This window comes from Burkholderia sp. PAMC 26561 (assembly GCF_001557535.2).
In the GTDB taxonomy this organism is placed as follows: domain Bacteria; phylum Pseudomonadota; class Gammaproteobacteria; order Burkholderiales; family Burkholderiaceae; genus Caballeronia.
In genome coordinates this window covers 223,602-246,832 of sequence record NZ_CP014315.1, presented here as the reverse complement: position 1 = coordinate 246,832, position 23,231 = coordinate 223,602, and the positions used below count along the sequence as shown (strand labels likewise).

The following is a 23,231-nucleotide window of genomic DNA, read 5'->3' as shown; positions in this document are numbered from 1 at the left end:
TGCAATGACTAACGACACGGACCCGACTATCGACGACTCGGGTTTCCTCGACGCCGCGCGCACGATCATGATGCCGACGCCCGGCCTCAAGCGCGAGCGCCCGGCTACGGCAAAAACCGCGGCGGCAGCGCCAGCTTTGGCGCCGCTCGACGCCACGCTCGCCGGCCGCAACCCGCTGTTGCGCGCCGCGAACCCGCTGCTTGAACTCGCATTGCCGTTGCGGCGCCTGACGAGCCATCCGGATCTCGAGGCGCTGCGTACGCAACTGATCCAGATGGTGCGCACATTCGAAACCAACGGCCGCGCATTCGGCGTACCCGATGCGCAGCTTGGCCCGGCACGCTATTGCCTGTGCACGTTCATCGATGAATCGATTGCCGCCACGCCGTGGGGTGCCGGCGTGTGGGGCCGCCGCAGTTTGCTGGTGACCTTCCACAACGAAGCTTCGGGCGGCGAGCGTCTTTTCGTAATCCTGCAGCGTCTTGCGCAAAGCCCTGCTATCGATGTCGATCTGCTCGAGCTGATCTACGTGATGCTCGCGCTGGGTTTCGACGGACGATACCGCCTGATGGAAGGCGGCAAGACGCAGCTCGACGTGATACGCGAACGGCTCGAACAGATGGTCCGTGCGCAGCGCCCGCCGGTTGAACGCGCGTTGTCGCCGCATTGGCAACCCGCGCCGCGCGAACGCAAGCGCCTGTTGCAATTCGTGCCGCTATGGGTCGCGCTTGCACTTGCCGCGTTCGTGCTCGTGACCGCCAGCCTCGTTTTGAGCTTTCGAATCAACGACTTTTCGGACCCGGTGTTCGCCTCGATGCGGTCGATACGCGTGGCGCCCGCGCCTGTACTCGCATCGAAGGTCGATGCAGCACCCAAGCTTGCCGCCACGCTGGCCGGTTTCCTCGCGCCCGAGATTGCGCAAGGGCTGGTGACGGTCGGCGATTCGGCAGACCGCACGACAGTCACCATCAACAACACGGCGACGGGCACGCAATTGTTTGCATCGGGCAGCGCCGACCTCGATCCACATTTTGCTCCGCTGATGCAGCGCATCGCGGACGCATTGCAGGACAAACCGGGCAACGTGGTCGTGGTCGGCCACACCGACAACCAGCGCATCATCTCGGCGCGGTTTCCGTCGAACGTGGCGCTTTCGCAGGCGCGCGCCGATACCGTGCGCGCGATCATCGCGGCGCGCATCGATTCGCCCTCGCGCCTGAGCGCGGAAGGACGCGGCGACACCGAGCCGATTGCACCAAACGATACCCCCGCGGGCCGCGCGAAAAATCGTCGCGTTGCCATTGTGATTCTTTCGCCAGGAGCCGCGTCATGAGGTGGTTGAACGGATTCAGAAAGCCGGTGGTCATGTCGTTTTTCGGCATGTTGGCGCTGGCGTTCATTGTGTGGTTCGAAGGACCCTTGCTCGCGTTCAACGGCAGCGAGCCGCTAGGAAGTGGGACCAGCCGATGGATCGCGATCGCGCTGCTGTTCGCGTGCTGGGCGGTGTACTTCGGCGCGCGTGCCGTGAAGGCGCGGCTTGCGAGTTCCAACTTCGTGCGCAGTCTTATCGCGGATTCGGTGAACCCGGCCGATCGCAAACCGAGCGAAGCACGCAAGGCCGCCGATGCGGATCTCGCCATCCTGCGCACGCGCTTCGAGGAAGCATTGAAGACGCTTCGAACCACCGCGACGGGCAAAGACGGCAAGGGCTGGCAATCGTGGTTCAGTGCGCGCCGCCAGACCATTTACGACTTGCCGTGGTACATGTTCGTTGGCGCGCCGGGTGCAGGCAAAACGACGGCGCTGGTTCATTCAGGGTTGCGATTTCCGCTGGCCGACCGCCTCGGCGCGCAGGCGATTGGCGGCGTTGGCGGCACGCGTCATTGCGACTGGTGGTTCACCGACGACGCCGTTCTCCTCGACACCGCCGGCCGCTTCACTACGCAAGACAGTCACGCCGAAGCGGATCGCGGCGCATGGTTCGGATTTCTCGCAATGCTGCGCAAATACCGTCCGCGTCGTCCGCTCAACGGCGTGATGGTCGTCGTATCGGCAGCGGACTTGTTGCAGCAGACCGATGCCCAACGTGCAGCGCACGCGGCGTGGGTGCGTGAACGCCTGAGCGAGTTGAACAAGCAGCTCGGCATGCGTTTCCCGGTGTACGTGGTAGTCACGAAGAGCGACATGCTCTCCGGCTTCTCCGAATTCTTCGATGACCTCGGCCGCGACGAACGCGAGCAAGTGTGGGGCGTGACGTTCCCGCATTCGCCTGAAGACGGCGCGGAAAATTCAGGACAACCGCTGCAACGTTTCCCGGATGAATTCCGGTTGCTGCATCGGCAGCTCCAGGAGCGCGTGCTGCAACGCATGCAGCAGGAAACCGATGTGCGCCGTCGCGCGCTGATCTATTCGTTCCCGCAGCAGTTCGCGGGTATCGAAGGATCGCTGCAGCGTTTCCTGGATGACGCCTTCAGCGAATCGCGCTTTGATCGCGCCGCGTTGTTGCGCGGCGTGTATTTCACAAGCGGCACGCAAAGCGGTCGTCCGCTCGACCGCATGATGAGTTCCATGGCCGCAGCGCTCGGGTTGCAACGGGAAGTGCTGCTCGCCGATACATCGAGTGGCCGCGCATACTTCGTGAAGCGTTTGCTGCGCGATGTGATCTTCGAGGAAGCGGGCCTTGCTGGCAGCAACTTGCGCGTCGAGCGGCGGCGTGCGTGGTTTCAGCAGATTGCTATTGGCGCGGTGGGCGCCGTGTTGATCGCAGGGTTGATCGGACTCTTTGTCAGCGACCGGGCGAACCGCCGCTTCGTTGACGAAAGCCGTCAGCAGATTGCAGCACTTCAGCAGCGGGTGCAACAGACCACGCTCGGCGATGATCCGCTCGCAGTTCTCCCCGTACTCGATGCCGCCCGGGACTTGCCCGGCGGCGAAGCCGGACGCGAAAGCCGCGGTGATGTGTGGTGGGCGAAGCTCGGTCTCGATCAACGCGAGAAAATCGGCGCCGAAGCGCAACGGGTGTATCAGCGGTTGTTGCGCCAGACGTTGTTGCCCATTGTTGTGCAGCGCATGGAAGAAGAGTTGCGTCGCGGCGATGCGAACAATGCCGCGCTTCAATATGAAGTACTGCGTGCGTACCTGATGCTTGGCGACCCGACGCACTACGATCCCGACGCATTGAGAAGCTGGGCCATGCGCGACTGGCAACGCGGTCCGCTGCAAACCGCAAGCGATGCTCAACGCGCGAGTATCGATCAGCATCTTGAGGCGCTCTTTCGCCGTGGACAGTTCGATTCAAACTTGCCGCTCGATCAGAACCTGATTGCCCAGGCACGCGCAACATTGAGCCGCGTGCCGCTTGCGCAGCGTCTGAACAGCCGCATCCAGCAGCAGCTTACGCAGCTTCATCTGGCGGATTTTTCGATCGCCAAGGCGGCGGGGCCAAGTGGTCTGCTGGTGTTCGTGCGCAAGAGCGGGATGCCGTTGACGCAGGGTATCGATGGTGCTTATACGCAAGCTGGTTTTACCGCTTTCCTGCGCTTGCGCGAGATGACGCTCGCCAACATTGCGAAGGACGACTGGGTGCTGGGGCGCGCCGAGACGAAGCCGGATGCAGCAGGTATCGATGAACTTCGCACGGCATTGACGCGTTTGTACTGCGAGGAAAGCATCCGGCAGTGGGACGGACTGCTGGGCGATGTCGGTGTCGTATCGTTTTCCGCACCCGACCAGGGCGCGCGCGTTGCGAACCTGATGGGCTCGCAGAACTCACCGCTGCGTGCATTGATCACGGCGGCGGCGCTCGAGACGACGTTCGTCGCGCCGGCAGCAAGTACTGACGCTGCCGCAGGCAAGTTCGATGCATTGCGCAAGAGCCTCGGCGGCGCAGAAGGTCAAACGCAACCCGCTGCAAGTGCCGACAGCGCCGCGCTCGTCAACACGCATTTCCAGGCGCTGCATGATCTTGCGGGCAAGCCGGGGGCAACCTCGGGTGCGCCTGTCGACGATTCCATCAGTGCATTGAAGGAAGCGGCCGCAACGCTGCAAGCGGTCGATTCCGCGCGCAAGCAATCACTGCCCTTGCCGCCGACGAGTTCACTCGATCGCTTGAAACTGCTCGCGCAAGGCGCACCCGCGCCGCTCGGTGCGGTGCTGCAAGGTGTCGCGGATAACGCCGATACCGTTCAGGTCCAAAGCCAGCGTGCGCAGCTTCGGGCGCTGTGGGCATCAACGGTCGCGCCGGCTTGCCGGCAAGCGCTGGATGGCCGCTATCCGCTCGTGCGCACCTCGACGCGGGATGCCGCGCCTGATGACTTCGGGCGGATTCTCGGGCCGGGCGGCCTGATCGATGATTTCTTCCAGAAGAACTTGCAGAACCGCGTGGATACGTCGGGCGCTGTATGGCGCTGGCGCCCGGAAGCGCGCTCGCTTGGCATACCCGACGACGTCCTTGCGCAGTTCCAGAATGCTGCGCAGATCCGCGATGCGTTGTTTCGCGATGGCGGGCATGATATATCGGTTCGATTCTCGGCGAAGCTTGCTTCCATCGATCCATCCGTCAAACGTTTTGTACTCGATGTAGACGGCGTGCAACTGGTTGCAACCGACAGCACGCCAGGCGCGACCGCTGCCTTCCAGTGGCCGAGCGGCAAGGGCACGGGGCAGGCGCATGTGGAGCTCGATCCGGCAGCGACGACTGCGCCGCATGCGGACGGACCGTGGGCGTTGTTCCATCTGCTCGATACCGCGCGCATCACGCCCGCGGGTCAGCCCGACCGCTTCAAGGCGACCTTCGACAACGGCCTGGTATCAGTCGACCTCACGGCGAGCAGCGTGGTCAATCCGTTTCGTGCCGGTGTGCTCGACCGCTTTCGATGCCCGGCGCAACTATGACGACGCCTGAAGAAGCCGGCACGGGCTTCTACGGAAAAGTGCGCACGCATGGCGACTTTGTGGGACGCGGTTTGTCGCGCGAATTTGTCGTGCAGTGGGATACGTGGTTGCAGCGCGGATTGCTCAAGGCTCAGGAACAGCTTGGCGACGCCTGGTTGCAAGACTTCCTCGGCATGCCGCTATGGTGTTTCGCGATGAAACCCGGGGTGATGGATGATACGGCGTATGCGGGCGTGATGATGCCGGGTATCGACGCGGTCGGGCGGTATTTTCCTTTCGTCGTGGCTCGACCAATGGCTCAAGCTTTCTTCGATGACTGGCTGCACAGCAGTTCGGTGTGGTACGAGCATGCGGCGGGTTTGGCCTTATCGACGTTGAAGGCGAAGTTCTCGCTGGCAGAGTTCGAGACCGAGCTGGAGCAACTTGATAGCGGTGCTGAAACGCTGGTCTGGCGCGATAAGTTCAGGCGGTTTTTGAGCGAGGGCGATGTTGCGAGCGTTTGGTGGACGAGCGCTCAAGCGCTGCACAGGCACGAGGGCGCGCCGGATACGGCGTTGTTCTTGCGATTGCTGGGAGGTTAATCCGGTGCGATGCCAAGATCCCGCCGCAACGCATCGCGGTCATCCGGTTCCTGCACGGCATCGATCAGACGTTCGTAAAACGTATCCGTATTAGGCACGTTCGCGGCGGCGCGCGCCACGATGACCCGCGCTATCGGCCCAACATATGCAGCGAGCTTGAGCGTGGCGTCCTGCAAGACCTCAGGCGCAATGCTCACCTGAAGCACCGGCTCGTTCCTGGGCATCGAAGTCCGCTTCATACCCGAAGCAATCCGTGACCCATCCCCCGGCGTCTCAAGCCGCATCAGCAGCGAGTTGAAATCGCGCCGCGCGGCATCGGTTGGAAAATGCGCCGCGAGCCGCTCCCGCAACGCGTTGAAGTCCGAGGACTTCGCCGTCGCACGACGCAGCAAGATCGTCGCAACCGGTCCCACGTGACTTGCGAGCCGCTCCTCCAGTTGCGCTATCAGTTCAGGCGGCCAGTCCATTGAAGGTTCGCTGAGCTCTGGCGCTTCGAGTAACGCAATCGGCTTTGCAAATGCAATCACCGTCTGGTCGCTGTCCTCGGATTGCGCCGCGCCGAGCGCGCCCATCAGCACATCGCGCCATTCACGCGCGGAGGCGTAACGGTCTTCGGGCCGCTTCGAAAGCGCCTTCATCAACATCGCATCGATATAACCGGCCAAGCCCGGCACGCGTTCCGATGGCAGCATAGGCGTGTCGCTCAACACTTGCCGCATGACCACGGTCGGCGTGCCCGCGAACGGACACACGCCGGTCAGCATTTCGTAGAGCACGACCGCAGCGGAGAAAAGGTCGGCGCGCGCATCGATGGTCTCGCCCGTGAACTGTTCCGGCGACATGTAGCTGGGCGTGCCGATCACCGTGCCCAGTTGCGTGAGATGCGACGCTTCGATCCGCGCAATGCCGAAGTCCGTGATCTTGCATTCGCCGCGTTGCGTGATCAGCAGGTTGGCAGGCTTGATGTCACGATGAATCACGCCTTCCTGATGCGCGTAATCAAGTGCATCGAGGAGTTGCAAAAAGCAACCTAAGGCACGCGCCGGTTCTATTCGGGTTTGCGTTCGGGCATGCTGAGCGAGACGCGCGGCGAGGCTCTCGCCACGCACGTATTCCATCGTGATGTATGCCGTGTCGCCCGCTTCGCCATAGTCATACACCGACACGATATTCGGATGCGCAAGGCGGCCGGCCGCACGCGCTTCGTTCAGGAAACGCGCGGTGAGGTCGTGCATCGAACCGCCTTCGGAACCTGCCGGCAACAATTCGTTGCGGATGGTCTTAAGCGCGACATGGCGCTCGATCTGCGGATCGAACGCCAGATACACAACACCCATTGCGCCGCGTCCGAGCACGCGCTCGATGCGGTATCGGCCGAGTTCGGATGGGGTGTCGGCGGATGCCGTCATGATCAGTGCGCCCCTTCATCGAGGATCTTGAATGCTTCGATCAGGCTCGTCCTCATGCGTCCGAACGATACCGCCAGCGACGCAATCTCATCCGATCCACCCGTTGGCAAAGGTGTTTCGGCAAGCTTGCCGAGACTCATTTCATCGGCGGCGCGCGAGAGCGACTGGATGGGTCGCGTGATCAGCATGTTCACCATCACGTTCATCACGATCAGCACCACCGCGAACACCGCCGTCAGCGACAGCATGAACGTGCGCCAGACAGCGCGGCCACGTTCGATGGGTTGCGTCATCGGCACCGACACGAACTCTGCGCCAATCACATCGTTCATGGTCCAGCCGAACCCGTTCGCCGAGCCGTATTTGTCGATCATGGTCGCGGGCGCTGCGCTCGGGGTGCTGTGGCATTGCATGCACGCGACGTCCGTGATGCGGCTTGGCCGCGCAAGGAACAGCGTGGGATTGCCCGACGAAATGCGTTGACCTGTCATCTGTTTCAGGTCGGGATGATCGTGCAGATGCGTGATCACGTCGGTCTCCCAATCCGTTGGCCGGTCGCGCGGATTGGTCGGATTGAGCATGGTCGACTTGTACGAGAAGTTCGGGAAATCCTTTTGCAACAGGTTCAGCATTTCGATGGCCGAGAACGCCGGAATGGATTCGGGCACGAACTGATATTTGATCTGCGTGGCGAGCAGCGGCGTGACGTGGGTTGCGGTGTAGCTTTGCATCGATGCTGCCGCGCTGATCAGCACGTTGGCGTCGTGTACGGTTTCATCGAGTGCCTGCTTTTGCAACAGACGATCCGCGACCACGCCCGCCGCACTCAGGCCGATTGCAAAGACAAGCAGGAAGACGAGATTGAACTTGGCGCTAAGAGAGAGTTTGCGTTTCATGGATGTGCATACAGTGAGTTCGCGGGCGGCGCGGAGGTGTTGACGCGAACGGCTTGCAACGCGCGTTGGCGCGCATCGGGTCGAGGGGGCGGCGGGTAGAGCAGCACGCGCCACTCAGGCAAGGCCTTGAGGTTTTGATCGATGGCATGGCGAAACGCCTGGTCCGTGAGGCGCGAGCGGAAACGCGCGGGGAAGCGCTTGCGCGCCGGCAAGTCGCTTGCGAGCCAAGCGGACACATCGTCGTAGGTCGCCGCGCGCAGCGGTTTTACAGGGCTGTCGTGTGCGGCCGGTGTGATGGGCAGACGCTGCAATGCGTCGCGGAAAACAACAGGCATGTCGGTGAGGAATGCGCTCGATGGACGCTGCGCAATCTGCGGCGGCACGCTTGCGGTCACATAAGCGAAACTGCCCGGCGTGATGGCGTTTTTACGCGCGGAACCAGCCAACGTTTGCGTGCCGCTTTCGCTGAATACGGCGATTGTCGACTCGTCCTGATTCGTGCCGGGCAGCGCCGCAACGACCACCGCCGCGTTCCCGCCAAGCTCGACCGAACCCCGTTCCGTATCGACGACCGGCGCCTTGCACGGCGGCGTTGCGCATGTATGGGCGATCTTCAGCCAGCCATCGAGCAGCGATACACGCGGCCCCGCCTGCAGCAGCACTCGTGTCTGTGCCCCGAGTGCGAGCAGGTTGCCTGCATCGTCCTGAAGCTGGACCACGCTGCGCGGCGCGGATTCAACCAGGTCGTCGTCACGCAGCGCTTCGCCCGCGCCCAATTGATAGACGTTCGTCGCGCGAATGACCGTGGCGGGTGCGTCGGCGCTTGCGATCGTCCAGCCGGCATGCGCTTGCGAGGCCGCACACAGCAACGCGAACGCAGACAAGCCGCACAACGCGCGTTTGACCGGCCGACGGGAGTGCAACAGAAACAGGAAGTATTCGAGGCGATAGCTCATGCGTTCCGCTGTGCGTTAATGCGCCGCGAGCCAGGAAATGGCCGGCGCATTAAACACAACAGCGAAGCGATGAAATTATTCCGCGCCTGTCAGAAAACGGGGCGGGTACTCAGGGGGATTTTCGCCGATGCCAACAGCGAGGCGCTTGACGCACGTGACTCGTCGCGGCTGAAAAGCGGCGCGACCTGGCTGCTGGAGATCTGCTTGCCAAGCGCGGTCAGGTCGACGCCTTGCGGCTGCCCGATCAGCGCATAGCCGAGTTCAGCCTGACGCCAGGTGACGACAGTCATCGATGCAACCGTTTGATCCGCTACCGCCGCATCCGGCTTGACCTCTTTCATCACGCATAGTGCGATGGGCGCGCCTTCCTTGGGCAAATACACGATCTGCACGAGCGGCTTGTTGTTGAAGCGCAGACGTTGCACGCGCTTGAACGTGAGCCCTGCCGCGCTCAAATCGGGAATGCGCAGCGCGAGGCCATCGTCCTGGCGGATTTCGTCGACGGTCTTGATGGACAGGTCGGTGTCGCTGTTGACGTTCGCAAGCGTCTCGCGCGAATAGAGTTGCTGGTAACTTGCTGCAGCCATGATCCAGGGCGAGACACCGGTCCCCACGGATGCAATCGATGCACCCACGTTCGATGCCGGCCCTGCGCCTGGCCCGAGGCGCAGCACGAGTCCGCACGCGAACGCGCCTCCGAGAAACGCCACGGCAAGCCAAGCGGGGGCAATGCGCAGCCGCGAACGAATGGTCGACGACGCAGGACTTCCGGGCGCATGTTCCACCACGGGATCATTCACGCTGACATCAATCCTGGCCTTGGCCGATCGGGCCATTTCCTCGATCTTCGCCGTCAGGCTGGCGGGAACCGGTGGCAGCTTCTGTCCGGCAAATGCATCGCGATAAGGCAACCGCGAAGCCTGCAAGAGCGCGACGCGCTCAGCCACGTCGGGAGAAGTGCGCAGTTCGCGCTCCACTTCCTCGCGTTCGTGTGACGGCAGTTCGCCATCCACGTAGGCCATCAGCAGGGTATCGTCCGATTTCATAAGACTTAAGCAGTTCGCTTTCGCTGATGATTTATGTTTTTGTTTCTCTCGTGCCCTTTATTGCATTTTCCCAATGAAAAAAACACACTCATTTGGAATTGCAATCGACCTTCGAGGACTCTACTGTTTCTTCACAGTTTCTAAGGGCTTATTTATATCCAAGCCGGGTCACCCATACAACCAGCATAACCCCCCGTTGCGGCCCCGGCGACGCCCGGCGAGGGGCTTGACAGGGATATTCGATTACATGGTTCACAGAAGAATCGCCACTTCACACGAATGCGGCAACCCAACAACGGCCTCAAGTTATACCCGTACTAAAAGAAGAACACCCAGGGTTGCGCCGAAATTCCATGCGCGCAAAATTAAATCGATGATCCCAAAACACGCTTTTCCAGCTCCGGCGGGACTTGTAACAAGTGTAACTGCGATTTGGTGCGGACGCTTAAACGTTGTTTCGTGCAAACCACACGTTCGATGGTCATACCAGAGAAAACGCGCGAACTTGGATGACCACGACATGTTGACTGCGGAAATTCAGCCAGCCAATGAGCCCGGAAGCACCACGGACGTCGAATCGCTGAAAAGCTGCTCCACCTCGCGGTTCGAGATCTGTTTGCCGAGCGCATTCAGGTCCACGCCGTCGTGTTTGCCGATCAGCGCGTAGCTCAGTTCGGCCTGACGCCAGGTCACCACCTGCATGGAATCGACGTCCTGACCCGCCACCGCCTGATCCGGTTTCACGTCCTTCATCACGCAAAGCGCGACGGGTTCACCCTTCTCGGGTTGATACACGATCTGAACGAGCGGCTTGTTGTTGAAACGCAGGCGCTGCACGGTCTTGAACGTCAGGCCGGCGCTGTGCAAATCCGGGATGCGCAATGCAAGACCGTCTTCGCGACGGATGTCATCGACCGTTTTCGACGATGTTTCCGGCGTCTCGCTGACATAGGCCAGCGTGTCGCGGGTATAGAGCTTCTGGTAACCCGTGGCGGCCTGAACCCACGGCGAGAGATTGCTTGCGGCCATCGAACCGGATGGGCCGTGGTCCAAAAGAGGACCGAGTCGCAGGAACAAGCCGCCGCAGAACGCGCCTGCTACACAGGCAGCAGCAAGCCACGCGGGAACGGAGCGCATACGCGAGCGAACGGGCCCGCCGGCTGACGAGGGAACGGCGTTGTCATTGACTGCGGGCGCGGCATGCGCGCGTGCCATCGCTTCAATCTTCTGCGTCAGCGAATCCGGTACAGGCGGCAACTTTTGTGCGGCGAACGCGCCCCGATAATCCACGCGCGACGCCTTCAGCAACTCGACCAGCTCTGCCGCCTCGGCTGACGCGCGAATGTGTTCCTCGACTTCATGGCGCTGGTCGGGCGGCAGTTCACCGTCGACATACGCCATCAACATTACTTCATCGGTTTTCATGCGATTGAGTCCTTTCGCGTCGCCGAGGCTTTTGGCTTCGGTTCGTGCGTGCCGAACTGCGCGCCGACTGCTTGCCGTGCGCGCGATAAGCGGCTCATGACGGTTCCGATAGGAACCTCGAGTACATCTGCAGCTTCCTGGTAACTCAGCCCTTCGACTGCGACCAGCAGCATCACCACGCGCTGCGCTTCGGGCAGGCGTTCCACGGCGCTGATGATCTGGCCGTGCATGAGCTGCGTTTCCGGGCCTTTATCCACGGGGTCGGCGATGTTCTCCAGGAAGTCGTCGTCCCAGTCCATGCTCGAACGTTTGCGCACGCTTCGCGCCCGCAATTCGTTGATCCAGGTGGAATGAACAATCGAAAACATCCAGCTCAACGGGGCCGTATCGGGCTGCAATTGATGCGCCCGTTCGAGCGCGCGCAGGCACGCACGCTGGACGAGATCCTCGGCGTCGTGCCGGTCGCCCGATATGCGCAGCGCAAAGGCCCACAAGCGCGGCAGCATTTCGGGAAGCATGCTTGGTAAGTCTGCACCGTTCATCGAACGAATATCTCCTGGTACCAGTGTCTTGTCCGGATGCTGCCAGCAGCATGCACGCGAGAGCTGCGTGAAACGAACCGGGTAGTTTAACTTGCAATCGGGCATTTCGCCGCATACCCGTCCGGCTTGCCGCACGGTCTAGCGGCGTGAGTTTCCCGCTTGCGCCGCCTGCGCTTCTTCTTGTGTACGGCGGTTGAAAGAAACCGAATATGCCGATGAGCGCGCGGCCAGCAGCGGATCGTCCGACGGTCCGATTCCAGCCGGCAAGATCAGCGGATCGAAGTTGATATCGCGGCAGGCTCCATCGATTTGCGACTCCGCCCTGTCGATCACCACCACACCCGCATCCACGCGATGCAACTCCCGCTCTTGCGGCCAGACGCGGGTGGCGTCGTTCGTCGGATCGCCGGGCGCGGCCGGCGTGATCATCAGATGCCAGCGCACGGGACCGCGCTCGAGGCGCTTGCTCAGGTCGTGCGCGAGGAAGTCCGGATCGCGCGCATCGGTTGTGCTGACGGGCTGGTATGCCGCGTCGGGCACGACGCTCCATCGAACGAAATGCGTGTTGCCTTGGGCGTTGGTGAACCTGAACGCGTCGATGCTGAAATAACTGGCGTTGGAAAAATTCGATGACGCCGGGTGACTTGCCAGCCATTCGTGAAAAGCCGTTGTTTCAGGGTGTTTTTCCAGAAACATCTCCATCTTCGCGGGGTCGACGCGGCCGCTCGCGGCGTCCGGCCGCAACGCGGCCAAATGCTCATACAGCGCTTCCGGTGTGCTGACGGCGAAGATCGGCACGGAGTTCATCGCGGTGCGCCATTGCTCGCCGTGGCTCAAGGTGAAGCGCAGGGCGAAGCTGCGGACCATCGCGGTATCGTCTTCTTGCGTCGGGTCGAAACCCGGCGCCGACAAGCGCCCGACCACCGGAACCGTGCCCCGCTCGAACACGCTTGCTCGAGAAAGCTGCGCGCCGTTGCCGTTACTTTCGAAGCGACCGCTCACGCATACACCCTTCGCATGATTGCGGCGGAAGCCGGGGTGTGGGCTTGTATCGGATTCGAAGGCATCGATCAACCGGGCCGATGTAAGCGTCTGCTGATCATGTGGCCAATGAATCCATCCGCCGGTCCACGCAAACAATCCCGCGATACCGCCAATCGTTGCAGCAATCAGGGCGTAGCGGGATATCAGGCTGGGACGGCGGCGCTTTTCAGTCATGGCAAAACTTTGGCTTCGTTGCTGCCGTGTGGCATCGGCCTAAGGCCAGCGATGCGGGCAAGCCAGGAAGTCAGAAAGGCCGCAAGTATAGTCGGACAAAAAGTTGTCTGTTGACCTTCTGTCAAAAATTTGGCGGGGGTTTAACCGCCGTTTGCCTGGAACTGCTCGGGCGGGTGAATGTTTTCAGCGTTTTCCGGTAGCTCGTCTGACGAGGCAAGCGCCGCCTCACCAGCCGTAAAACCGGTCCCACACTTCGATCTCGTCCGCGCCCAAACGCGCGTGATAAGCCGGGTATTGCGCGCCGGTCGCGCAGGCGTGGTTCGGCAGGATCAAAAGCCGCGTGCCGACCGACAAGTGCGCGGTGATGTCTCCGTCCGGATGACCCGTGTTCGCCAGGATCCCATGTTCCTGGTTTGCGCCGGTCAATGTGTAGCCTTCGAGCGGCGAGCCGTCGAGCGTACATGGCTGGCCGTAGCCGTAGTCATGCGTCTGCTTCGCCGTGCCGCGGTCGCGGCTCATCGCCATCCAGCCGGCATCGAGAATGGCCCAGCCTTTATCCGCCTGATGACCGATGACCGTGGTCAGCACGCTCAGCGCCAGATCGGCCGTATTGCATACGCCCACGTTGCGCATCACGAGATCGAAGAAGACATACACGCCCGCGCGAACTTCGGTCACGCCTTCAAGGTGACGCGCGGCGAGGGCGGTCGGCGTAGAGCCGACGCTGACAACATCGCATGGCAAACCCGCTTCGCGCAGGCGCTCGGCGGCCTGCACACAACCGGCGCGCTCCTGCTCGGCGAGCGCGGCGAGTGATTCGGCCGTGTTCAGTTCGTAGCTCGATCCCGCGTGCGTCAGCACGCCGCCCAGGCGCGCGCCGTCCTGATGCAAGGCGCGGCCGATATCGATCAAGCGCGCCTCGCCGGGCTTGACGCCGGAGCGATGGCCGTCGGTATCGATTTCGATCCACACCTCAAAGGTCACGCCGTGCAAACGGCCGAACTCCGCGACGCCTCGCGCCGATTCGAGGTTATCGACGATCAGTTTCAAATCGCAACCAGATTGCTTCAACGCCAATGCACGCGGCAGCTTCGATGCAACCATGCCCACCGCATACAGGATGTCGCTGAAGCCGGCCGCGAAGAATTGCTCGGCTTCCTTGAGCGTGGACACCGTGATGCCGCGAGCGCCGGCATCGCGCTGGGCGCGCACCACGTCCACGCACTTCGAGGTCTTCACATGCGGCCTGAACGCCACGCCGTGCGCGTTCATATGCGCCTGCATGCGTTCGATGTTGCGCATCATGCGCGGCCGGTCGATCAGCGCGGCGGGCGTTTCGATCTGGTCGAGTTTCATTGTGCGGAGTCTTCCTTCGATGCCTTCGATGAACCGAATTGGCGCAGCCACGGCAGCAACGCATCGAACGTGGGCGCTTCGATTTCGGGTGGCTGTGCGCCATCGACGAGATCGAGGCCCACGCGGTTGTGCCAGTAGGTACGCAAGCCGAGCTTCGCGGTGCCGAACATGTCGTAGCTCGAACCGGCGACGAAAGCGGCGTCGTCGGCGTTCATGTTCAGGCGATCCAGCGCCCGTTGATAAGGACGCGGATCGGGCTTATAGAAACCGGCGTTTTCGGCCGTCACGATCACGTCCCAGTCGATATCGAACAGGTCGGCGGCTTGCCGGCCCAGCCGATCGGAACAGTTCGTGACGATTCCCAGCTTGCAGTGCGGCGCGAGCTTGCGCAATGAATCGCGCGCACCGCTCCACGGCGCGAGTTGCAGCCACTGGGCTTCGAGCGTGCGTGCTGCCGACTCGTCCAGGCCGGTTTGCAACGCGGCCTGACGCACGAGTTCTTCGTAGGGCACATACGCGCCGCGGTTGTAGGTCAGGCGCAGATATTCCGCGCGCCACGTGCGTCCCGCGGCCTCGCTGCCGGCTGCACGGTTCCACAAGGTCCATGAATCCAAGAGAGCGGTGAGCAGGTCGAAGAGCACCGCTTTCGGGTATGTCGAGGCAGATTGGTTTGGCATGATGGACGCAACTTTACTGATAAAACATTAAGCTATGGTTAAATTCACACACATCTATCCTTAAGAAAAACTGAACGATGGAACTGGCGGATCTCAGGCTCGTCACTACGCTCGCGCGATCGGAATCGCTCAGTGCGGCGGCGCGCGTGCTCAACGTGACGACATCGGCACTTTCCATGCGGCTCAAGAAGCTGGAGGAAACGCTCGGCGTAACGCTCGCCACGCGGGATGCACGAAACATGTCGCTGACCGCCGACGGTGCGCGCCTCGCGCGGGAAGCGCAGGGTCTTCTCACCGCCATTGAAGCGCTTCCGGATACGTTCCGCGATGAAACCGCGCGTCTCGCCGGCCACATTCGCATCGCAGCCCCTTTCGGCTTCGGCCGCGTGCATGTGGCGCCGTTGCTCGCGCGATTTGCGCGGGAGAATCCGGAGATCCGGCTGCAACTCGATCTGCTGGAAACGCCCTGGCCGCATAGTCACGACGCCGACGTCGTGATCCAGATCGGCACGGTGCGCGACACGTCGTGGACTGCGCGGTCGCTGCTCGCCAACGAACGATGGTTATGCGCGAGTCCGGGTTATATCGCGGCCCGGGGTTATCCGCGTGAACCGCGCGAGATCCTCGATCACGATTGCATCTGCATCCGCGAGAATGATGAAGACGTGACGCTCTGGCGGGTGCGCCGACGGCGCGCGCAGACCGGCGCCAAGCATTCCGCACCGCTCGCACTGCGTGTCACCGCTGCATTCAGTACCAACGACGGCAGTGTTGCGCGTCGTTGGGCCGAAGATGGCTTGGGGCTCGTGCTGCGTTCGCAATGGGACGTGGCGGACGCGGTTGCATCGGGCAAGCTCGTGCGGCTTCTGGGCGAGTGGGACTTTGGCAGCGCGCCGGTCATCGCACTGGTTCCATCGCGCAAGGGCCGCTCTTCGCGTGTCCAGGCGTTGCTGGCTTATCTCGCGACGAATCTGGGCGCGGCCACGACAAACAGCCGATAGACCGCCGCTATAATCAAACGATTCACGCTTCAAGGGAGTGGCCGCATGAAGTATTCGAATCTCGTCGAGCGTCTGCAAGGCAAGCGCACGGCCGCGTGGGAAATTCATCACGCAGCGCAGCAAGCCTTCAACAAGGGCGAAGACGTCATTATTCTGAGCGTCGGCGACCCGGACTTCGCGACGCCCGAAGTGATCGTCGATCGCGCGGTCAGTGCATTGCGCGAAGGCGATACGCATTACGCGGATGTGGTGGGACGTGCGCCGCTTCGTGCGGCGATCGCGCGGGATCACGTGCAGCAGACCGGCAATCAGGGTATCGATGAAAACAACGTGATCGTCGTCGCGGGCGCGCAGAACGGACTCTTTGCGACATCGTTATGCTTGTGCGAAGCAGGCGATGAAATCGTCGTGCCCGAGCCGATGTACCTGACTTACGAGGCCAGCGTGCGTGTCACCGGCGCGACGCTCGTACCCGTGGCCGTAGACCCGGCGAAGGCGTTTCATCTCGATTGCGACGCGCTCGAAGCCGCCATCACGCCGCGCACCAAAGCCATTTTCTTCGCCACGCCGTGCAACCCGACGGGTGTGGTGATGCCGCGTCCGGATCTTGAACGCATTGCGGCGCTGGCGAAAAAACACGATCTGTGGATCGTCTCGGACGAGGTCTACGCGGACCTCACATTCGATCGCGAGCATGTCAGCATTGCCTCGCTCGACGACATGGCCGAGCGCACCGTGACGATCGGCAGCTTGTCGAAATCCCATGCAATGCCGGGATGGCGCGTGGGCTGGGTGATCGGTCCGAAGACGCTTGTAGAACACCTTGGACGCCTGGCGCTTTGCATGCTCTACGGTTTGCCGGGCTTCATCCAGCAAGCCGCAATGACCGCGCTCGAAAACCGCCCGCAGATCGTCGCGGACATGCGCGAGATCTACAGACGTCGCCGCGACATTGTGTTCGATCGTCTGCGCGATGTGGCAGGCTTGCATTGCCTGTTGCCGGAGGCGGGCATGTTCATGATAGTCGACGTAACCGGCACGGGCTTGAGCGCCTACGATTTCAGTTGGCAGTTGTTTCGGGCGCAGGGTGTGTCGGTGCTCGATGCCAGTGCGTTCGGAGAAACCGCGGCGGGTTTCGTGCGACTGGGCTTCGTGCTCGATGAAGCGCGTCTCGCCGAAGCATGCGACCGCATCGCGACCTTTGTAGCGAGTATCAGGCGTTAAGCTGATTCCTCTGGATCATCCAGGGGAATCTTCGTCTCGAACTTCGAGCAGTTCATCGCGAAGTTGCTCTTGAAGTTGCGCACATTGTTGTTCGATGAAAAGAGCCTTCGCGTGAACGCGTGATACGTCTCCATCGAGGCGGAATTCACGATCAGCAAAAAATCGAATTCCCCCGATACCTCGTAGCACGCCATCACATCACCTTCGCTCATCATGCGGCGCTCGAAAGCGCGCAGCAGCGAATCGTTCTGCTTGTCCAGTTCCACCGATACAAAAATGGTCAGCGGCCGGCTCACGCGCATCCGGTCGACAATCGCGACTTCCTTGAGCAGCACGCCGTCCGCCTTGAGTTGCGCGATCCGGCGCTGGCATGTCGCGACCGATGCGTTGGCTTCGGTTGCGATCACGCGCAACGGCGTGGCCGCGTTTTCTTGCAGCAAGTTGAGGATGCGGACGTCGAGCCGATCGAGTGCCATATGCGGGTCCTGTTTGATCGATGCAGTGTTCTTTGAGTCTAAACGCCGGAAATAGAATCGAATTATCGGCGATAGGCGTATTCGCGGGATTTTTTCTCATGCCGGGTTCTTATACTTGAGTCCATACACGGCATCGGAGACCCGAGATGGATTTCGAGCAGCAATTGACGCAGTGGCGGCACTGGTTTCATCGTGTGCCGGAGACCGGGTTCGAGGAACACGGGACGAGTGTGTTCGCGGCCGGCGTGCTCGAAGGTCTTGGGCTGGAGGTGACGCGGGGTATCGGCGGGACCGGGTTTGTCGCGAACCTTGTTTGCGGCGACGGGCCCGGCGTGATCGGCCTGCGTGCCGAGATGGATGCGCTGAATATCCACGAGCAGGCGCCTGAGCGCGCCCATGCATCGGTTCATGCGGGGAAGTCGCATGCATGCGGTCACGACGGCCATATGAGCATGGTTCTCGGCGCCGCGAAGTTGCTGTTCGAGCGGCGCGACTTCGACGGCACGGTGCGCTTTATCTTCCAGCCGGCGGAAGAACACGGGAAGGGCGCGAAGGCGATGATCGCCGACAAGCTTTTCGAACGTTTTCCCGTCGATGAAATCTACGGCGTTCATAACATTCCAGGGCTTCGCGCAGGCACCATATCGACGCGCGCCGGTGGAATCATGGCGAGCGAAGACAACTTCGTAATCCGCGTCAACGGGCGTGGCGGCCACGCGGCACGACCGCATATGACGATCGACCCGATTGTGATTGCGGCGGAAATCGTGCTGGCGTTGCAGACGGTCGTATCGAGAAGCGTGGAACCGGGCGTGCCTGCGGTCGTTTCCTGCACCGAGCTTTTCACCGATGGCATCCGCAACGCGATTCCCGGCGAGGTGGTGATCAAGGGCGATACGCGCAGCTATACGCCCGAGGTTCAAAGGCTGCTGGAGCAGCGCATGCGTAGCGTGTGCGAAGGCATCTGTGCTGCGCACGGCGCGCAATGCACGTTCGAGTACACGCATGAGTTCGTGCCGACCGTCAACACGCCTTCATGCGTTGCGACCGCGATTGCGGCGGCCACGGCTATTGTGGGTGCAGACAAGGTAGACAGCAACGTCGCACCGTTGATGATCTCCGAAGACTTCGGCGCGTTCCTCGAAGTGGTGCCGGGCAACTTTGCGTTTATCGGTAATGGTGCCGGAGGCGAAGCCGGTGCGACTCCGCTACACAACGCACGATACGACTTCAACGACGCCATCCTGTCCACCGGCGCGCGCTATTTTGCGGAGATCGTGCGTTTGAAATTACCCGTTGAAAACGTCCAGAGGACAGTCTGATGCTTCAAATCAACGCCAATGCGCGCCGCAATGACTACGACGATTCGCTTCGCCAGATTCTCAACATCCATGCCGCCGATGAAAGCCGCGCGTGGTTATCGGCATGGGACGGGTTGAACGCGGGACCGACGCCTCTTTGGGACTTGCCGGATCTTGCCTCAAGGCTGGGAGTGGGATCGATTCGCGTGAAGGACGAAGGGCATCGATCGCCGTTGGGGAGTTTCAAGGCGCTTGGTGCGCCGATCGCATTGATGCGGCTGATTAAAAGGCTCTTCCAGGGCCACGATCTTGACGCTGCAAAACTGATCGATAGACACTATACGACGCTGCTGCGCAACCTCACCGTGATCAGCGCAACCGATGGCAACCATGGCCGCGCATTGGCCGCGGCGGCGCGCAGTATCGGTTGCCGATGTGTGATCGTGTTGCACAAGTACGTGAACGATGAACGGCGGCTGGCAATCGCAGCACTCGGCGCGGAGATCGTGCAGATCGAGGGCAACTATGACGAGTCGGTGAAGGAAGCCGCGCGGCTTGCGAAGAAAAATGCCTGGCACGTCGTGTCCGATACCTCGTACGACGGTTACGAAACGATTCCGCGCGACGTGATGCAGGGTTATGGAACCATCGCTGCGGAAGCAATCGAACAAAACGATGGCCGGCCCTATACGCATGTATTCATTCAAGGCGGGGTGGGTGGATTGGCTGCCGGGGTGATCAGCTATTTTGCAGAGCGCGACGGTGAGCAACGGCCGCGTTTCATCATCGTGGAGCCCGATCAGGCCGAATGTCTTTATCAAAGCGCGCTTCGAGGACATGCAGCCCATGCAACGGGTTCCGTGGATTCGGTCATGGCCGGACTCGCATGCGGAGAAACGTCGCCGCTGGCGTGGCGCTTTCTGAGCGTTCTCGCCGACGCGTTCATGACCGTGTCAGACAAAACCGCCATCGAAGCCATGCGCATTCTTGCTGCCGGTTCAACGCGCGATATTCCCGTCGTGGCGGGGGAGTCCGGAGCGGCTGGACTTGCGGGATTGATTCAAGCAACTGGCGACGCAAAAGAGCGCGTTGCGCTTGCACTCGATGAGCATTCGCACGTGCTCTTGCTGAATACTGAAGGCGCAACCGCGCCAGCGTTGTATCGGCAATTGACGTCGTTGCGCGCAGAGGACGTGCTCCACGCGCAACGACAATGGCAAGGTGCTCAAGCTACGACGGTGATATTGGGATCGGCGGCATCGAACGCGGCTGTTCTATCCGCTGCCGGCGGATAAATCCACTCGGTACAGATCTGGCGCTTGAGCGCTTTCGCTTCGTCGCCAACGAGCTTGATCTGCCTGTCCCATCCTTCCGTGAAGACCGCGCCCCACGACCCGAGATCGAGACACGTCACATAAACCGGTTGACGATAAGGTAGAGGCTCGCTGCCAAGCATGTCGGCCGCCACGTTATGTCCCGCGAACCGGCCCATGTTCATTGCATGCTGGCATGACATGAGCGCGTGATTGCCGAGGTCGTCGGTGGTGGCAAAAGCGACGTCGCCGGCGGCGAATACATCGTCCACTCCCAGCACGCGCAAGTTCGCATCCACGTGTAGACGCCCGAGCGGATCGCGCTCGGCGTTGAGTTGTTTCGTCAGCGAATTGGCGCGCATGCCTGCTGTCCAGATCACCGTCTTCGCCTCGATACGCTCGCCGTCCGACGTAACGATGCCGTCAGTATCGATACTGCTCACCGCAACGTTCAGACGCACCTCGATGCCGAGTCCGGTCAACGCCTGCTCAATAACCGGCCGCGGCCCGGCGCCCAGGTCCGGACCCACCGCGCCCGCTTGCTCGATCACGATCACCCTGACTGCAGTGTTCGCGCCTAGGAACGAACGCAAGCGTTCGGGCAATTCCGTCGCGATTTCGATCCCGGTGAAACCCGCGCCTACGACAACAACCGTATTTCGCGCGGACGAATCAGGCTGATTGGCGAGGCCACGCAGATGCTCTTCCAGACGCGCGGCGTCGCTGATCTGATCGATGCTGAACACGGCCGTGTCCAGGCCAGGAACGCGCGGACGAAACAGCGCGCTGCCGCTGGCGAGCACCAGCCTGTCGTAGTGCACGGTGAATGTGCTGCCGTCCGCATTCACTGCTTCGACAGTGTGATCCGCGGCCTTGATATCGCGCACGCTGCCTTGGATGAAGCGGACGCCGGTTGCATCGAAGAGCGGCAACAGCGGCGCTTTCAGACCAAGCGGGTTGGTTTCATGAAGGCGCGGGCGAACATGCAACTGGGGTTCGGGCGCAATCAAGGCAACTTCGATGGGCTCGCCGTTCGTATTCGCGGCATCGATCAAACGAGCTGCGCCAAGCGCGCTCCACATGCCGGCGAAGCCGGCGCCTATCACCAGAATTCTCTTGGGACTATCAGTCATTTTTCGCTTTCAATTCGTTAATCGGGTCGCCGTAATTTCCTGCGATAACTACGACTGTACAAGTCGTAGATATATCTTGCAAGTGCGATGATGTCGCACATCGATCCGAATATTGCATGTTGCTATATGGAGAGATAGCCATCATGAATATGAAGAATGACGCGATTTTCATCGCTGAGAAGACGAGCATTGCCTCCCGCCTCCGGATGGAATAGAATGCCTAAACTAGGATTTGATGAGTCGGAGATGGAATGAGTCACATCAGTTCAGGCGTCGAGTACGCGCTGCATTGCCTGCTGTATCTGACCGACGCGCCGGCTGGTGTCAGCGAGGCGAGCGTGCGGGATCTGGCGGAACTGCAGGGATTGTCGGTGGATTACGTGGCGAAGCTTTTCACCAAGCTTCATAAGGCCGGCTTGACGGTCGCTACCGAAGGCGCACGTGGAGGATTTACGCTCGCGCGTCCTGCCGAACGCATCACAGTGCTTGACGTGGTGCAAGCCATCGACGGACCCAAGCCGCTTTTCGATTGCCGCGAGATTCGCGCGCGCTGCGCGATTTTCGGCGATACCGCTCCCAAGTGGGCCACAAGCGGCACATGTTCCATTCATGCGGTCATGATCGAGGCGGAGAAGAGCATGCAAGAGGTGCTCGAAGCGCAGACACTCGCGGGACTCGCGGCGCGCACCGTGGCGAAAGCGCCGCGCACGTATCACGCCGAGATCGTCAATTGGATCGACAAACGCGCCGCAAGCTAAAGCGCTGGTCTTCAAACACCGACGCTAGTCCGAAAATCCATCCTCGAACGTCTTGCGCAAATACGATACAAACGCCGTCACCGCGCGTGGCACGTGGGAAGCATACGGACGTACCACATAAAGCTGCTCTGCAAAAACGCCGGTAGGTTGCCAATCGGGCAACAGGCGCACGAGTTGACCGGCGCGTAGCGCGGCTTGGGCGCTGAAGTCAGGGACCAGTGCAACGCCGAGATCATCGAGGGCGGCGTCGCGCAGGGTCTCGCTGTTATTCGCCGAGAAAGGTCCGTTGATAGGCACCGTGACGCGTCCCGTAGCGGACTTGCGCCCGGTCGTGCGTTCGAAGGTCCACGCGGGGGCCTCTTGCGCGCGCGGGTAAAAGAGGCAATCGTGCGCGGCCAGTTCCTGCGGCGTCGAAGGCGTGCCACGACGCTTCAAATACGCGCGTGTCGCCACGATCACCGAACGCGTCTTGCACAGCGTCCAGGCAACATGTGTTTCGGGCGCGACGGCGCTGTGTCGAATCGCGAGATCGAAACCCTCGCTCGCGAGCGAGCTGATCCTGTCCGATACTTCCAGTTGCACGCGCACTTCAGGGTTTGCCCTTAGAAACGCCGATAAATGCGGCACGAGTTGCTGCCGCGCAAAGGCAACCGGAGCAGTCACACGCAGCTCTCCACGTGCAATTCCTGCCGAATCGCGTACGCCCGCAAAGCTCTGCGCAATGCCTTCGTACTGCCCGCGCGTTTGATCGACAAGACGTTGTCCTGCCTCCGTCAGCCGCACACTGCGCGTGGTGCGCTGCACCAACGACACACCTGCGGCGCGCTCCAGTTCGACTATTCTTTGACTCATGGCCGCCTTGCTCACGCCAAGCCGTGTGGCTGCGCGCGTATAGCTGCCTTGCTGCGCGAGGATTGTCAGCCAGTAGAGATGCGTCCAGAGAGCCTCGACTCGTTGCGTTTCCATATGCCCATTGTTCACCATAGAAAACAATCATTTCAATCATAACGTCTTTGCAGACGTGTC

20 protein-coding genes are annotated in these 23,231 nt (G+C 61.3%); 8 read left to right on the top strand and 12 right to left on the bottom strand.

Annotated features, from left to right (window positions below; translation table 11 throughout):
- Nucleotides 1–4 precede the first annotated feature (4 nt).
- From tssL to tagF, 3 genes are read left to right on the top strand one after another with little or no spacing between them, the layout of a single operon-like run.
- On the top strand, nt 5–1,333 hold the full coding sequence (gene tssL, locus AXG89_RS35760) for a type VI secretion system protein TssL, long form (RefSeq protein WP_062002294.1): 1,329 nt from the start codon (nt 5–7) through the stop codon (nt 1,331–1,333).
- Nucleotides 1,330–4,893 carry a type VI secretion system membrane subunit TssM gene (gene tssM, locus AXG89_RS35755; RefSeq protein WP_119024774.1) on the top strand — a complete coding sequence of 1,188 codons (3,564 nt, stop codon included), beginning with the start codon at nt 1,330–1,332 and terminating at the stop codon, nt 4,891–4,893. Before tssL ends, tssM begins: the two co-directional genes overlap by 4 nt.
- Entirely contained in the window at nt 4,890–5,474 is a 585-nt protein-coding gene (gene tagF / locus AXG89_RS35750; RefSeq protein WP_075358141.1) for a type VI secretion system-associated protein TagF, read from the top strand. The genes tssM and tagF overlap by 4 nt, the downstream gene beginning before the upstream one ends.
- Here the strand turns inward: tagF and AXG89_RS35745 are convergent.
- From AXG89_RS35745 to AXG89_RS35705, 9 genes are all read right to left on the bottom strand, one after another.
- Complete coding sequence (locus tag AXG89_RS35745; RefSeq protein ID WP_062001351.1) at nt 5,471–6,883, bottom strand: serine/threonine-protein kinase; 1,413 nt, start codon at nt 6,881–6,883, stop codon at nt 5,471–5,473. The two genes, tagF and AXG89_RS35745, sit on opposite strands and share 4 nt — an antisense overlap.
- A 2-nt stretch (nt 6,884–6,885) precedes the next feature.
- Complete coding sequence (locus AXG89_RS35740) at nt 6,886–7,779, bottom strand: c-type heme family protein (protein ID WP_062001352.1); 894 nt, start codon at nt 7,777–7,779, stop codon at nt 6,886–6,888.
- Nucleotides 7,776–8,735: a hypothetical protein gene (locus AXG89_RS35735; RefSeq protein WP_075358140.1), complete on the bottom strand. Its 960-nt coding sequence runs from the start codon at nt 8,733–8,735 to the stop codon at nt 7,776–7,778. The genes AXG89_RS35740 and AXG89_RS35735 overlap by 4 nt, the downstream gene beginning before the upstream one ends.
- 89 nt (nt 8,736–8,824) lie before the next feature.
- Nucleotides 8,825–9,781 (bottom strand): anti-sigma factor family protein, encoded by a 957-nt coding sequence (locus AXG89_RS35730; RefSeq protein ID WP_075358139.1) that lies wholly within the window; start codon nt 9,779–9,781, stop codon nt 8,825–8,827.
- 537 nt (nt 9,782–10,318) lie between these two features.
- Entirely contained in the window at nt 10,319–11,206 is an 888-nt protein-coding gene (locus AXG89_RS35725) for an anti-sigma factor family protein (protein WP_075358138.1), read from the bottom strand.
- Nucleotides 11,203–11,748 carry an RNA polymerase sigma factor gene (locus AXG89_RS35720; RefSeq protein ID WP_062001355.1) on the bottom strand — a complete coding sequence of 182 codons (546 nt, stop codon included), beginning with the start codon at nt 11,746–11,748 and terminating at the stop codon, nt 11,203–11,205. Before AXG89_RS35720 ends, AXG89_RS35725 begins: the two co-directional genes overlap by 4 nt.
- Before the next feature lie 138 nt (nt 11,749–11,886).
- Nucleotides 11,887–12,966: a catalase family peroxidase gene (locus tag AXG89_RS35715; protein ID WP_075358137.1), complete on the bottom strand. Its 1,080-nt coding sequence runs from the start codon at nt 12,964–12,966 to the stop codon at nt 11,887–11,889.
- 225 nt (nt 12,967–13,191) lie between these two features.
- Entirely contained in the window at nt 13,192–14,322 is a 1,131-nt protein-coding gene (locus AXG89_RS35710; protein WP_075358136.1) for a DSD1 family PLP-dependent enzyme, read from the bottom strand.
- Nucleotides 14,319–14,999: an HAD-IA family hydrolase gene (locus AXG89_RS35705; protein WP_075358135.1), complete on the bottom strand. Its 681-nt coding sequence runs from the start codon at nt 14,997–14,999 to the stop codon at nt 14,319–14,321. Before AXG89_RS35705 ends, AXG89_RS35710 begins: the two co-directional genes overlap by 4 nt.
- Before the next feature lie 77 nt (nt 15,000–15,076).
- Between AXG89_RS35705 and AXG89_RS35700 the strand changes: the two genes are divergently transcribed.
- Both AXG89_RS35700 and AXG89_RS35695 read left to right on the top strand, forming a co-directional pair.
- A complete protein-coding gene (locus AXG89_RS35700; RefSeq protein ID WP_062001359.1) occupies nt 15,077–16,000 on the top strand; it encodes a LysR family transcriptional regulator in 924 nt (307 codons plus the stop codon).
- A 45-nt stretch (nt 16,001–16,045) separates the two neighbouring features.
- The gene (locus AXG89_RS35695; protein WP_075358134.1) at nt 16,046–17,224 is read left to right on the top strand and encodes a pyridoxal phosphate-dependent aminotransferase; all 1,179 of its coding nucleotides are present in this window, start codon (nt 16,046–16,048) and stop codon (nt 17,222–17,224) included.
- Here AXG89_RS35695 and AXG89_RS35690 read toward each other — a convergent pair.
- On the bottom strand, nt 17,221–17,700 hold the full coding sequence (locus tag AXG89_RS35690; RefSeq protein ID WP_075358133.1) for an Lrp/AsnC family transcriptional regulator: 480 nt from the start codon (nt 17,698–17,700) through the stop codon (nt 17,221–17,223). The genes AXG89_RS35695 and AXG89_RS35690 overlap by 4 nt on opposite strands.
- Nucleotides 17,701–17,846: 146 nt before the next feature.
- On the opposite strand from AXG89_RS35690, the gene AXG89_RS35685 reads away from it, so the two are divergent.
- Nucleotides 17,847–19,022, top strand: coding sequence for a M20 aminoacylase family protein (locus AXG89_RS35685; protein ID WP_075358132.1), 1,176 nt, complete (start codon nt 17,847–17,849; stop codon nt 19,020–19,022).
- Nucleotides 19,022–20,296 carry a diaminopropionate ammonia-lyase gene (locus AXG89_RS35680; protein ID WP_075358131.1) on the top strand — a complete coding sequence of 425 codons (1,275 nt, stop codon included), beginning with the start codon at nt 19,022–19,024 and terminating at the stop codon, nt 20,294–20,296. The genes AXG89_RS35685 and AXG89_RS35680 overlap by 1 nt, the downstream gene beginning before the upstream one ends.
- Here AXG89_RS35680 and AXG89_RS35675 read toward each other — a convergent pair.
- Nucleotides 20,227–21,447: an NAD(P)/FAD-dependent oxidoreductase gene (locus AXG89_RS35675; RefSeq protein WP_075358130.1), complete on the bottom strand. Its 1,221-nt coding sequence runs from the start codon at nt 21,445–21,447 to the stop codon at nt 20,227–20,229. The genes AXG89_RS35680 and AXG89_RS35675 overlap by 70 nt on opposite strands.
- Nucleotides 21,448–21,698: 251 nt before the next feature.
- On the opposite strand from AXG89_RS35675, the gene AXG89_RS35670 reads away from it, so the two are divergent.
- Complete coding sequence (locus tag AXG89_RS35670; RefSeq protein ID WP_062001364.1) at nt 21,699–22,205, top strand: RrF2 family transcriptional regulator; 507 nt, start codon at nt 21,699–21,701, stop codon at nt 22,203–22,205.
- 24 nt (nt 22,206–22,229) lie between these two features.
- Here AXG89_RS35670 and AXG89_RS35665 read toward each other — a convergent pair whose 3' ends face one another.
- Complete coding sequence (locus AXG89_RS35665) at nt 22,230–23,171, bottom strand: LysR family transcriptional regulator (RefSeq protein WP_075358184.1); 942 nt, start codon at nt 23,169–23,171, stop codon at nt 22,230–22,232.
- Nucleotides 23,172–23,231 lie beyond the last annotated feature (60 nt).

What these genes read in the sequence shown, in the direction of transcription:
- tssL (WP_062002294.1), top strand. Translation starts at nt 5, where the DNA reads ATGACTAACGACACGGACCCGACTATCGACGACTCGGGTTTCCTCGAC.
- tssM (WP_119024774.1), top strand. Translation starts at nt 1,330, where the DNA reads ATGAGGTGGTTGAACGGATTCAGAAAGCCGGTGGTCATGTCGTTTTTC.
- tagF (WP_075358141.1), top strand. Translation starts at nt 4,890, where the DNA reads ATGACGACGCCTGAAGAAGCCGGCACGGGCTTCTACGGAAAAGTGCGC.
- AXG89_RS35745 (WP_062001351.1), bottom strand. Translation starts at nt 6,883, where the DNA reads ATGACGGCATCCGCCGACACCCCATCCGAACTCGGCCGATACCGCATC.
- AXG89_RS35740 (WP_062001352.1), bottom strand. Translation starts at nt 7,779, where the DNA reads ATGAAACGCAAACTCTCTCTTAGCGCCAAGTTCAATCTCGTCTTCCTG.
- AXG89_RS35735 (WP_075358140.1), bottom strand. Translation starts at nt 8,735, where the DNA reads ATGAGCTATCGCCTCGAATACTTCCTGTTTCTGTTGCACTCCCGTCGG.
- AXG89_RS35730 (WP_075358139.1), bottom strand. Translation starts at nt 9,781, where the DNA reads ATGAAATCGGACGATACCCTGCTGATGGCCTACGTGGATGGCGAACTG.
- AXG89_RS35725 (WP_075358138.1), bottom strand. Translation starts at nt 11,206, where the DNA reads ATGAAAACCGATGAAGTAATGTTGATGGCGTATGTCGACGGTGAACTG.
- AXG89_RS35720 (WP_062001355.1), bottom strand. Translation starts at nt 11,748, where the DNA reads ATGAACGGTGCAGACTTACCAAGCATGCTTCCCGAAATGCTGCCGCGC.
- AXG89_RS35715 (WP_075358137.1), bottom strand. Translation starts at nt 12,966, where the DNA reads ATGACTGAAAAGCGCCGCCGTCCCAGCCTGATATCCCGCTACGCCCTG.
- AXG89_RS35710 (WP_075358136.1), bottom strand. Translation starts at nt 14,322, where the DNA reads ATGAAACTCGACCAGATCGAAACGCCCGCCGCGCTGATCGACCGGCCG.
- AXG89_RS35705 (WP_075358135.1), bottom strand. Translation starts at nt 14,999, where the DNA reads ATGCCAAACCAATCTGCCTCGACATACCCGAAAGCGGTGCTCTTCGAC.
- AXG89_RS35700 (WP_062001359.1), top strand. Translation starts at nt 15,077, where the DNA reads ATGGAACTGGCGGATCTCAGGCTCGTCACTACGCTCGCGCGATCGGAA.
- AXG89_RS35695 (WP_075358134.1), top strand. Translation starts at nt 16,046, where the DNA reads ATGAAGTATTCGAATCTCGTCGAGCGTCTGCAAGGCAAGCGCACGGCC.
- AXG89_RS35690 (WP_075358133.1), bottom strand. Translation starts at nt 17,700, where the DNA reads ATGGCACTCGATCGGCTCGACGTCCGCATCCTCAACTTGCTGCAAGAA.
- AXG89_RS35685 (WP_075358132.1), top strand. Translation starts at nt 17,847, where the DNA reads ATGGATTTCGAGCAGCAATTGACGCAGTGGCGGCACTGGTTTCATCGT.
- AXG89_RS35680 (WP_075358131.1), top strand. Translation starts at nt 19,022, where the DNA reads ATGCTTCAAATCAACGCCAATGCGCGCCGCAATGACTACGACGATTCG.
- AXG89_RS35675 (WP_075358130.1), bottom strand. Translation starts at nt 21,447, where the DNA reads ATGACTGATAGTCCCAAGAGAATTCTGGTGATAGGCGCCGGCTTCGCC.
- AXG89_RS35670 (WP_062001364.1), top strand. Translation starts at nt 21,699, where the DNA reads ATGAGTCACATCAGTTCAGGCGTCGAGTACGCGCTGCATTGCCTGCTG.
- AXG89_RS35665 (WP_075358184.1), bottom strand. Translation starts at nt 23,171, where the DNA reads ATGGAAACGCAACGAGTCGAGGCTCTCTGGACGCATCTCTACTGGCTG.